Consider the following 11508-nt stretch of genomic DNA (forward strand, 5'->3'; position numbering starts at 1 on the left):
TTTTGAGCCGCCAGTGCATTTTCATCTACATATTTCGAGATAATAGTTCGGTGATGAACTACTTACCCAACAAGTGTAAGAAGTGAATATGTTTTTCATATTGGTCGAGAATATCGTGGATGATCTGCTCTTTTGCCCAGCCCATCACATCGTAGTCTTGGCCGCCTTCTTTTAAGTGAATTTCGGCGCGGTAATAGCGTTGTTCTTCACTCTTTTCTTCATCTGTTTCCGTGCCCATACCCGCTAAGGCAAAAGATGGCTGAACATAGTAACGGAGGCGAACTTCGTAGAAAAAGTTCATATCGTCGCCTAAATCTACCTCAAAACCGATTCTGTCGTCTCTGTCTGTATGAATATGGCAAACCGTGCCTTGCTTCGCTAATTCCTCGGAAACCATCTCCATTGACGGCTTAACAGATTCTTCCATAAAACGCTTCACATGGGCGCGCTTAGGGAAATAGACAATATTGCGCAAGCGGCGTTGCCATGGGATTGGGTTACGGCTTGCCGTCGGCGCAATCGTCGCTAATTGCTGGCTATCGCGCTTATAGGCATCCACGCGCAGCGCTTTAAATAACCCATAAATAGAGGCAAGCAAGACCATGGCAAACGGTAAGGCGCTGGCAATGGTGAGGGTTTGCAGCGCTTGTAAGCCACCCGCCAGTAACATGGTAATAGCCACGACGCCCATCAGCCCAGCCCAGAAAATACGCTGCCAAATTGGGGTATTAGAGTCACCGCCAGAGGCCAGTGTATCGACCACCATCGCCCCTGAGTCCGCCGAGGTGACAAAGAATACCACCACCATTAACATGGCGAAAAATGATAATGCAGAGGAAAATGGGAAATAATTCAAGAACTCAAACAAGGCAAGGGAGACATCCGATTGCACGGTTTCGGCGAGCTTTACCGCTCCTTGGTTCTTGATAAGGTCAATGGCAGTGTTACCGAAGAACGTCATCCACATCAATGTGAACCCAGCAGGCACGAATAACACGCCCATGACAAATTCACGGATAGTACGGCCACGGGAAATTCGCGCGATAAACATCCCCACAAACGGTGACCATGATAACCACCAACCCCAATACAGTAACGTCCAGCCACCTAGCCAATCGCTTGATTTAGGTTCATAGGCGTACAAATTAAAGGTTTTGGTCACAATCTCAGAAAGATAACCGCCCGTATTTTCCACAAACGATTTTAATAACAGAACCGTCGGCCCCAGTATCACAATCAGCAACAGCAGCAAGAAAGCGAGACCCAAGTTAAGTTCGGATAAAATACGAATGCCTTTATCCAGCCCTGAAACCACAGAAAGCGTTGCCAGTGCGGTAAATGTGACGATTAGCCCCACTTGCACCATTTCATTCACCGGCCAGCCAAACAAGTGATTTAGACCCGCATTGACCTGCAATACACCGAAGCCTAATGATGTGGCAACACCAAACACCGTACCAACGACTGCAAAGATATCAACGGCATGGCCAATAGGGCCATAAATGCGATCGCCAATAATGGGATACAGTGCAGAGCGTAGTGTCAGGGGTAACCCGTGGCGATAACTAAAAAACGCCAAAATTAAGGCAACAATGGCGTAAATCGCCCAAGCGTGTAACCCCCAGTGGAAGAAGGTCAAACGCATGGCTTCTTTTGCCGCTTCAATAGTTTGTGGCTCACCGACAGGCGGATTGAGGTAATGCATCACGGGTTCGGCGACCCCAAAGAACATCAAGCCAATCCCCATACCGGCGGAAAACAGCATGGCAAACCACGACACGTAACTAAAATTTGGCTGCGCGTGGTCTGGCCCCAGTTTTATTTGCCCATAACGGGAGAGTCCCAGATAAGTCACACTCAGAAGGATGATGGCTACAGCAAGGATGTAGAACCAACTGGCGTTGTTAAACAAGTTTTGTTGAAGATGACTTAGATGAGATTCTGCGACTTTTGGCATCAGTGCGGCAAAGCCTACAATAACCAAAATAATAATGGCAGAGCTATAAAACACTGGGGGACTAATTTTAGAACGAACTTTTTTCGAATCAGTAGCAATTTGACTCATAACAACCTTCTTTTGTTTTATTTTATTTTTGGCATACCAAGAGTGAGAACGGTATGCAACGACCTGTCCTTCTTAATGAAACAATGGATAATTGCGAAAATATTCCCTAAGGGAACGTAATAGAAAGAACAATAAAAACGCGTTATACGTGGTGTTGTTGGCAGTGAAAACCGCCGAAAAAATCATAAATGTCGAGTCTTTGCCACCTTGGGAAGTTAAAAAATAGGCGGTTATACTGCCATGATATGGATGAATGATCAACAATAGGGGGAAATAAGATTGATTAAAGGGATGGAATATCATGTTAATTATCAATTTATTAATCATTAAGAATGATAAATTTACATGTTTTACCAATAAGTTAAGGAAGATGGGTGAAAGTCACTATTAACTTGTTGTAAAGTGCGAGTTGCTTGATAATAAAAGCGTATTATCTCAATTGACTATCCTTACTCCCACGCCGATTGTAACCACTAAAAGCGGCTTGTTTTTTGTCTAGTTCAGATTGGCACTTTAGACAGAGTTTCACGCCTAATACCGCCAAGCGGCGTGCTTCAGGAATAGGCTCGCCGCACTCTTCACAAAATTTGGCACTTTCACCTGAAGGCAATTGGCCACGTGCTTTCGCAATCGCGTCATCTAGCGTGGCATCAATTTGTTCCTGCACCGCATCTTCATTTGCCCAGCCATTCGCCATGGTACACCTCTGGTTGGTTAATAATTGACCTAGTATTAATATAGAGGCGAGAGCGGTAATTTCAAGGGCAGGGTTAACGGTTTAAAGATAAGCTCATAAAAATATGATCCATGCCATCCTCATCGTACATTTCCCCTTCAGTTTTATAGCCTAGGCTTTGGTAGAAGGTAATGGCGGTGTGTTGGGCAGAAAGGCCGATTTTTTGATACTGATTTTCAGCGCCATATTGCTGGACAAACTTCATCATTTCGCGGCCTAAGCCTTTGCCGCGGTGCGTTTTTTGCACAGCAACACGTCCCACTTTGATCAATCCAGCATCCATAAATAGACAGCGCAAAACCGCTGCAGGTTGCTGGTTTAAATATAAAACCACATGCAGCGCGGTATCATCATATTCATCCACATCAATGTCAGCGGGGAAGCCCTGCTCTTGAGTAAAAACTTGCTGGCGTAGGTCAAAAGCATCTGCGACCAGTGCAGGGTTTGCATGGCCAAGGCTGTGTTTGATTTCCATGGAGAGTCCTAGTTTTGACGTTATAAAATAAAAGAAGGTTTACTATATAACGAGATAGCCATTGGAACAGGTAGGTTTTGGTGCTTTTTAGGATGTAATAGATAAAACAGGCAAATGCAGGTAAAAAACCTGCATTTGGGGTAATGATTAAGTGCGATTGCAGCGCGCTTAGCGTACTTTTTTAAATATTACTTATTCTCTGTTTTTGCATCATTTTCAGCTTTGATGGATTCTGTTTTTTCTTTAACGTCAGTTGCCACTTCATCAGCTTTATTGATGGCATCTGTTTTAACTTCTTGACCAAGTGCAGAAGCATCTTGTTTCAGCTCCTCAGCTTTATTTTTTGTTGCTTCGGTAAGTTCATTGGCTTTTTGTTCACCATCAGCTTTGAGTTGTTGAGCTTTTTCTTCAGCTTGCTTAACAGTATCGCTAGGTTTAGATGAATCATCACAGCCTGTTATGACAGTAAGTAGACCGGCAAAAAATAATGAAGCGATGATTTTTTTGTTCATAAACATACCCTTAGAATTAAATGAGTTTAAAACCATTTATCAGCATTGATACTTATGCTCATATTTTAATATAGTTGAATTTAAGGTTTTAATAAAATGAATAGGCGAATTTTTGAAATATAAAAGTGACTTATTGTTGTCTGGCATTGCTAATTTCTCCCTTATGCTGAATATTCATGGTTTTTAATGGTTAAGGGGGTTATTGCACCTAAAGCTCAGAAGACAGGCTAAACTGATGGCATAAAAAGCAAAAAAACGTTTTAAATTAGGTAAATAAAAGGATAGCAATATGACGTACTATTATTCGTTTATCATTTTAAAGTTCATTATTGGTTTCGCTATCGTTATTACCCATATGAATTTATCTGGAAAAACACAGCTCTCCCAAATGACTCCGATTGATTTTATTGGTAATTTTGTTTTAGGGGGAATTATCGGAGGGGTGATTTATAGTGATACGATACCGCTGTATCAATATATAACGATTTTAATGATTGGTGTCTTATTTATTAGCTCTTTGAATTTATTAACAAAAAAAGTGAACTTTTTCCGTAATGTGGCGATTGGCAACCCAATACCGATTATTAAAAAGGGGCAATTCATTATGGAAAATATACTCAAGAAAAAAAATAAAATAGATATCATCAATATCTCATCGCGTATTCATGCCCAAGGTATTCATTCATTTCAAGAAATTTACTATGCACAAATTGAGCCTGACGGGCAACTGACCATCATTTGTGATGAAAAAAATATGCCTTCGGTTATTTTAATGAAAGATGGTGTGATAAGAACCAGTGAGTTGGAATCGATAGAAAGGGATGAAGCTTGGTTAAAGCAACAGATTGAATTTCAAGGTATTGAATCGCTCGATGATATTTTCTTAGCGGAGTTCTGGCGTGGTGAAGTTACTTTTATTTTGCAAGATGGGAAAATAAACCGCGAAGATACACATGAACTAAAAAGCATTGCTTAAGGTAGGCAAGTAGATGAAATGCAATGCACTCCATCTACTTGTAATGATATTACTTCTTCAAATCATCATAAAGCATGATTGAGGATTTATTATCAGGGTCACCGATATAACGAGGCTGAGGTTTAAACTCTGTGCTAAACAGGCTCTTTTCTGGTTCATAACCTGTGTAGTTGAAGCCCGCTAAGTCAGACCACGCGTAGATAAAATCCATCGTGCTGAATGGGCGGGTTGTTTTATCATTTAAATCAAACTGATGGGTACTTAACCATTCAGGTGATTGCCAAACAAGGAAGGGCACATTGTAGATAACCTTGCTTGGTTTACCTTCACTACGGCCTAACATCTCATGTGGTGGTGTATCATAGACATCTTCCCCGTGGTCAGAGAAAAAGACTAAGAAGCCATTTTCTTTAGAAGAATCAAAGTCTTTAATTAAGGTCGACACCACATAATCATTGTAATGCTGTGCATTATCATAGGCGTTATAGTCTTTGACTTGGTCATCTTTCAGGTTAGCAGGTACCAAGCTGTCCCTTTGCGTAAACACCGCTTTATCTTCAGGGTAGCGGAATTCATAACGCATATGGGTCCCTAGCAGATGCACCACGATAAATTTCTTTTCTGCTGGGTCGGCAAGGGCTTCTTTGAAAGGGTCGAACACCACGTCATCGTAGATACGCGAGCTCTGAGCCATATCATTATTGAGGTAATACTGCTTATCGGTCTGGCGAGAAAAGGCCGTCAATAAAGTATTTCGCTCTGTCATGGTTTGCTGATTGGTGATCCAAAACGTTTTAAAGCCAGCTTGTTTCATCATATTCATGATAGAAGGGCGGGAGTTAAACAATTCAGGCTCAGTCTGGGTCGCAAACGTGAGAATTTGTTGGAGCGCTTCAATGGTATACGGACGCGGAGTCACGACATCATTAAATACCGATAAGTTAGCGGGGTAGTCTTTCGCCAACTCGGCTAACTCAGGGGTCGTTGGGCGCTGATAACCGTACAGGCTCATTCTGTCGCGGCTGGTGGACTCACCAATCACTAAGACGAAAGTACGTGGTGTATTACCATTGGTATCCACAAAGTTCGCAAGTGGTGGAATTTTGCTGTTATCGCGGATCAGTTCTTCCATATTGGCTAACTGATTTTTATAAAGGAAATAACCACTAACGAATTGCCACGGTGCGGCGTAAGCCAGTTTGCTATTCACATAGGAAGCCACATTTGCCAGTGGTCTATCTTGTTTGATGCCTTTGTTGTAATACGGTACACCAAACAAAATGACCAATATCAGCAAGGAAACAACCACATTGCCTTTTTTCGGTATATAAACCGGTTTTAGGCGTGACCACAAGAAAATAGCCACTAAGGTATAGGCAAGAATGACGCCAACCACTTTAAAACTAAAGTATTGTTTGAGGAATTCCCCTGCTTCATTGGTATTGGTTTCAAACATCACAAACATCACGCTTTGTGATATCTGGTGGCCATAAACCACAAAGTAAGCCAGGGCAACCACAGAAGATAGCCACAAGATAACCCCAATAACCCCTGCGACAAGCTTAATTTTCCGAGGGAAAAGAAGAGCGGGGATTAACCATAATGAGCTATACAGCAGGGAATCTCTTAACCCGATACTGTTACTTTGGCCTGTGACGACCACATAAAGCTGCAATAACGATGAGAAATACCAAAAGTAGATTAATAGCCAGAACAGTGATAACCAGCTAAATTTCTCTGTGCGTGTAGTGTTGAGCATAGTGTTTTTAAACTCTTATTTTCTTTAATCGCGAAGTAATATTGAAAAATAATCGAAAAATCGGTGTTTAGATTTACTGGCCAAACTTAAGTTCAATAATAGTTTGAGCATCAAAGGTAAATCTTTAAGTATTTCTTAATCTTGTGTTTTTTTAGCGAAATGGCGTTGCGTACAATCCATTTTAGCCGCTCACCTAGTGGGGTGACTTTCAATTATAGACGATGTTTTATCATTCATAATCTAAATAGTAAGATAACGAATTATCGTTTGTTATCGGGCTAACCGAATTGATATTATCTTTTGTTATATTTATGGTATATAAAAAGTTTTAATGGTTTGCTGAGAAAGGGTGAGAGTCCGTCATGTTAGATAACGCGTTTGTGGCTTTTTTGAGATCATCCTTAACGATTAGGATAGTGCTTTCTATCTTGGTCATCATTGATGGTTCGATGATTTTAAAACCTGTTCTAAGCGCTTATACGGATTACATTGATTGGCGTGAAAATGGTTTTACCGAATGGCTAAAATCATTAGGATTTATGAAATTATTGGATATTCCGCGCTTTTTACTTGGCATTTCACTTATTTTTCTTTCCCTCTTTATGTTAAACGGCGCACGTATCGCGTGGATTTTTTCGCTGTTTTTATTAGGGATAATTTCATTTGTTGACCTACGACTCGCGCAAGAAAATATTCACCAAGGTTATTTTTCTTTGGCCTTATTTATCGCATTAGGGCTATTTTGGAAGCTTTATCATCACCACAGTCTAACCAGTGCTGGTTTTGTGGCAATTACTTGTATTATCTCGTTATTGTTATATTCCATTTTTGGCACTCTCTATATCGGCAATGAATTCCTACCGGTTGTAAAAGATGGCACCACGGCCTTTTATTTCGCATTGGTGTGCATGACGACCGTTGGTTTTGGCGATATTGTGCCTGTGACACTCGATGCAAGGGTCTTTACTGTTACGGTGATTATTTTAGGGATCACTATTTTTACGACTTCAGTGGTGTATGTTGTTGGCATATTGGCAAAAGGCACAAAAGAAATTGTGCGCAAGAGGTTTTCGTATATGAAAAATCATTATGTGGTGATTGGTAGCACGCCAATGGCAGTCAATGTGTATCAAGGGTTAAAAAAACGCGAGCTACCTGTGGCGGTTATTTGCCAAGAAAATCACCGTAGCCATTACCCTGAAAAAGACAATATTGTCACCGGTGACCCAACCAGTTCGGAGCTACTTGCCGCGGCGAATGTCAAACATGCAAAGTGCGTGCTTATCATGACGGACAGTGACTCACTCAGCACATTTGCTTTATTAGGCGTTAGGGAATTAGCAGGCAGCGATAGCACAGTGAAAACGGTTGTCTTGATCAACCAAGAAAGCAATATGGATAAAATCCGTTTGCTTAAACCCGACATGTTATTTTCATTATCGACTTTAGGTTCTGAAGTTTTGATGCAAGTGCTTTGCGGTGAAGCAATATCGAGTGATTCTATCAGTGATATGCTGTTGAACAAAATTGCCAAACCTTAGAATAATAAACAGGAAATCAGCGGCATGCTAAGTGCACAACAAGTCAGTTGCCATCGTCAAAATCGCATTTTATTTCAACAGCTCGACTTTACTGTTCACCCCAGTGAAATTTTGCAGGTTGAAGGGCCTAATGGCGCAGGGAAAACTACGCTTTTACGGATGATGGCGGGTTTACTTAAGCCTGACGAAGGGGATGTGTGCTGGCAAAATCAACCGATTGATAAACTTAAAGAAGAATTTACTCGGCACTTGCTCTATTTAGGCCATAAACCCGCAGTTAAATCGTTACTTACACCATATGAAAACCTCAAGTTTTATCATCAAATGCATCACAAAGAGCCTGAGGGCGAGAGCATATGGCAGGCTTTAGAGGAAGTTTCACTGATTGGCTTTGAAGATATCCCTGTGAACCAGCTTTCGGCGGGGCAGCAGCGCCGGGTGAACCTCGCACGCTTGTGGCTAAGTGAAGCACCATTGTGGATTCTAGACGAACCTTTTACGGCAATTGATGTGGCGGGAGTTGAACGGTTAACGATGCGTTTTCATCAACATGCCAAGCAAGGGGGCATTATTTTGTTTACCTCTCACCAAGCGATGTCAGGGCAATTTGGCTCATTAAAGCTGACAGGGGGAGGTGAATAATGTTTTGGTTATTAATTAGACGAGAGCTGAAAATTGCCTTTCGCAGCTTTTCCGAGCTCGTTAACCCACTGTGGTTTTTCCTGATTGTCATTACGCTTTTTCCACTGAGCATTGGGCCTGAGCCTCAGTTATTATCGCGTATTTCGGTAGGTGTTTTTTGGGTTGCTGCAATTTTGTCTTCTTTGCTTTCTTTAGAGCGTTTATTTAAAGATGATTACCTTGATGGCTCCCTTGAGCAGCTGTTGTTGGCGCCTCATCCTCTATTTATCACTGTTTTCGCAAAAGTCATCGCGCACTGGTTAGTAACGGGATTACCGCTGATTTTATTATCACCGATAGCGGCGCTGATGTTGTCATTTAATGGCGATACACTAATGGTATTAGCAGGAACATTACTGCTGGGTACCCCCGTTTTAAGCTTTATTGGCGCGATAGGTGCAGCGTTGACGGTGTCATTAAAAAAAGGCGGCGTATTAGTCAGTTTACTGGTATTGCCTTTATATATTCCAGTGTTGATTTATGCGACAGGTACCATGGAAGCCCATAGCTTCAAAATGCCATTAGATGGCTATTTTGCCATTCTCGCCGCATTATTTGCTGCAAGTATTACTTTCTCCCCTTTAGCGATTGCCGCAGCGTTGAAAATCAATATCAGCAATAGCTAAAAATCACGTCATTTATCTTTTAATAAGGGCAAATTATTGCCCTTATTGTTCTTTTTTAGTGATTTTCACTGACTAAGTATCAGCTCACAACAAAACCTAAATTAATAAGATAATCTTACTCATTTTTTGGGTGATTATTAGTTATGTTTTATTTTTTTAGTACAAAATTGGGGTGAAAATAATTTTTGTGCTGAATTTATCAGATTTAATAGTCAATTTAATGCCATTTAAATAAGGTGATTTTTCTATTGTTTTTTAATGAAAAACTTTTTTACAAATTAGTTTTATATTTAAATCAATTCATTAAGTGAAATGCTAAAGAGAGTAATAAAAATGCAGGAGCTAGTCCGATTGTAATTTAACTTAAATTATGTAAAGTTGCGTATATCGACCTAACTTAAATCATAGTGATTAACAAAAATAATGTTTTTTAAGCGTAATTTTATCTATGGATCAATTTTATTTACCTTTTGTTTCCCTACCGTCGCAAAAGCCTCATTATTGAAACCTGATAACACAGATAACCTATTTAATCGGCAGACACAGCAGCAGCAAGCGCAGCAACAACAGTTTGAAGCGAAGGCACCTGATGTCAGCTTGCTTGGCCCTATTGTAAAAGCACAACTGCAATTCCCTGAAGAAACCCCTTGTTTTACGATTGAGCAGGTTGAAATAACAGGGCAGGAAGGGCTACCTCATTGGGTTCCTGTACAACGTTTAGCCAATCAAGCAGTTGGGCATTGCATTGGTATTGATGGTATCAATCTCTTAATTACAGACGTGCAGAATCGATTGATCAGCCATGGCTGGATCACGTCACGAGTGTTGGTACCTGAGCAAGATTTATCCACGGGCACACTTAAATTGGTGGTTTTACCTGGCAAGGTACAAAAAGTTCTCTTTACTGATGGCTCTTCTCAATACAGTACGTTATATACCGCGATGCCAGCACATGCTGGGAACTTATTAGATTTACGTGATATAGAACAAGGGCTTGAAAATTTACAACGCTTGCCGACGGTACAAGCCTCAATGGAAATGATCCCTGGGGATGGGCCGGGTGAAACGCAAATTGTGATTAATCGACAACAGTCACGCTATTGGCATGCGAGCGCATGGGCAGATAACACTGGGTCAAAAAGTACGGGTAAAAACCAAGCAGGTATCATGCTTGCCTTGGATAACCCTACCTCACTCAGCGATCTTTTCTACATTACTGCAACCCGTGACTTGAGCTTTTCAAGCAGTAAAGATACGACGAACTACAGTGCACACTATTCTGTTCCTTTTGGTTATTGGCAATTTGCGACCACAGCAAGTGATTATGAATACACACAAACAATTGCGGGTATGAATGACGATATTCAATATCGTGGGAAAAGTAAGAGCTTAAACTTGCAGCTCAGCAATGTGCTATATCGCGATGCAACAGCAAAAACAACGGCAACGTATGATGTTAACTTACGTGAAACACGCAACTTTGTTCGTGATACCGAAATTGAAAACCAAAAGCGCCGCACCACCTCTTGGAAACTTGGCCTTAATCATCGCCAATATATCGGGCAGTCAACGATCACGGCGGGCGCAAGTTATCAACATGGGACGCGTTGGTTTGGTGCGATGCCTGCTTTTGAAGAAACGAACGATCCCAACTCAAGGGAATATGCCACAGCACTGGCAAAAGTGATGCAATTTACAGCCTCCGCAAGCATTCCTTTTCGAATTTCAGAGCAACAACTGCGTTTTGAAACCCAATATTTACGCCAGATTAGTGACAGGCAGTTAACTCCTCAAGATCAATTCAGTATCGGTAACCGCTGGACGGTTCGGGGGTTTGATGGGGAACGCACACTCAGTGCAGACCAAGGATGGACGTTAAGAAATACCCTTTCATGGGTAACACCAATTCCGAACCAAGAGCTCTATCTTGGTGCAGACTATGGGGAAATTGGTGGGCACGGCACATACCGTAATCTTGGCAATCACCTTGCGGGGGGCGCAATTGGCCTACGAGGGGCAATCAGTGCCGCGAACCTCAGCTATGACCTCTCTATTGGTACGCCATTCTCTAAACCTGACGGATTTAAAACGGATCCGGCGACGTTTGCATTTTCTGTTAACTGGAATTATTAAGGTA

At 41.5% G+C, this 11508-nt stretch carries 10 protein-coding genes; 5 read left to right on the plus strand and 5 right to left on the minus strand.

Features of this window, described 5'->3' with window-relative positions:
• Positions 1 to 58: 58 nt before the first annotated feature.
• From AC4IFO_RS03570 to AC4IFO_RS03585, 4 genes are all read right to left on the minus strand, one after another.
• Positions 59 to 2065, minus strand: coding sequence for a BCCT family transporter (locus AC4IFO_RS03570; protein ID WP_490731899.1), 2007 nt, complete (start codon positions 2063 to 2065; stop codon positions 59 to 61).
• A 430-nt stretch (positions 2066 to 2495) separates the two neighbouring features.
• Positions 2496 to 2762 (minus strand): DksA/TraR family C4-type zinc finger protein, encoded by a 267-nt coding sequence (locus AC4IFO_RS03575; RefSeq protein WP_273803248.1) that lies wholly within the window; start codon positions 2760 to 2762, stop codon positions 2496 to 2498.
• A 73-nt stretch (positions 2763 to 2835) separates the two neighbouring features.
• Entirely contained in the window at positions 2836 to 3276 is a 441-nt protein-coding gene (locus AC4IFO_RS03580) for a GNAT family N-acetyltransferase (RefSeq protein WP_490731902.1), read from the minus strand.
• A gap of 188 nt (positions 3277 to 3464) precedes the next feature.
• The gene (locus tag AC4IFO_RS03585) at positions 3465 to 3788 is read right to left on the minus strand and encodes a hypothetical protein (protein ID WP_490731904.1); all 324 of its coding nucleotides are present in this window, start codon (positions 3786 to 3788) and stop codon (positions 3465 to 3467) included.
• A gap of 289 nt (positions 3789 to 4077) precedes the next feature.
• Here AC4IFO_RS03585 and AC4IFO_RS03590 point away from each other — a divergent pair, with 289 nt between their 5' ends.
• Positions 4078 to 4764 carry a DUF421 domain-containing protein gene (locus AC4IFO_RS03590; protein ID WP_490731905.1) on the plus strand — a complete coding sequence of 229 codons (687 nt, stop codon included), beginning with the start codon at positions 4078 to 4080 and terminating at the stop codon, positions 4762 to 4764.
• Between the two features lie 49 nt (positions 4765 to 4813).
• Here AC4IFO_RS03590 and cptA read toward each other — a convergent pair whose 3' ends face one another.
• Positions 4814 to 6523 carry a phosphoethanolamine transferase CptA gene (gene cptA / locus AC4IFO_RS03595; RefSeq protein ID WP_490731906.1) on the minus strand — a complete coding sequence of 570 codons (1710 nt, stop codon included), beginning with the start codon at positions 6521 to 6523 and terminating at the stop codon, positions 4814 to 4816.
• 362 nt (positions 6524 to 6885) lie between these two features.
• Here cptA and AC4IFO_RS03600 point away from each other — a divergent pair, with 362 nt between their 5' ends.
• The 4 genes from AC4IFO_RS03600 (at position 6886) to AC4IFO_RS03615 (ending at position 11504) form a co-directional block, all read left to right on the plus strand.
• Positions 6886 to 8064, plus strand: coding sequence for an NAD-binding protein (locus tag AC4IFO_RS03600; protein ID WP_490731907.1), 1179 nt, complete (start codon positions 6886 to 6888; stop codon positions 8062 to 8064).
• Positions 8065 to 8088: 24 nt separating this feature from the next.
• Positions 8089 to 8706, plus strand: coding sequence for a cytochrome c biogenesis heme-transporting ATPase CcmA (ccmA, locus tag AC4IFO_RS03605; protein ID WP_490731909.1), 618 nt, complete (start codon positions 8089 to 8091; stop codon positions 8704 to 8706).
• Positions 8706 to 9371, plus strand: a complete 666-nt coding sequence (gene ccmB / locus AC4IFO_RS03610; protein ID WP_490731911.1) for a heme exporter protein CcmB — start codon at positions 8706 to 8708, stop codon at positions 9369 to 9371. The genes ccmA and ccmB overlap by 1 nt, the downstream gene beginning before the upstream one ends.
• 423 nt (positions 9372 to 9794) lie before the next feature.
• The gene (locus tag AC4IFO_RS03615; RefSeq protein ID WP_490731913.1) at positions 9795 to 11504 is read left to right on the plus strand and encodes a ShlB/FhaC/HecB family hemolysin secretion/activation protein; all 1710 of its coding nucleotides are present in this window, start codon (positions 9795 to 9797) and stop codon (positions 11502 to 11504) included.
• Positions 11505 to 11508 lie beyond the last annotated feature (4 nt).

The sequence above is a fragment of the Providencia sp. UF-224 genome, from assembly GCF_058245955.1.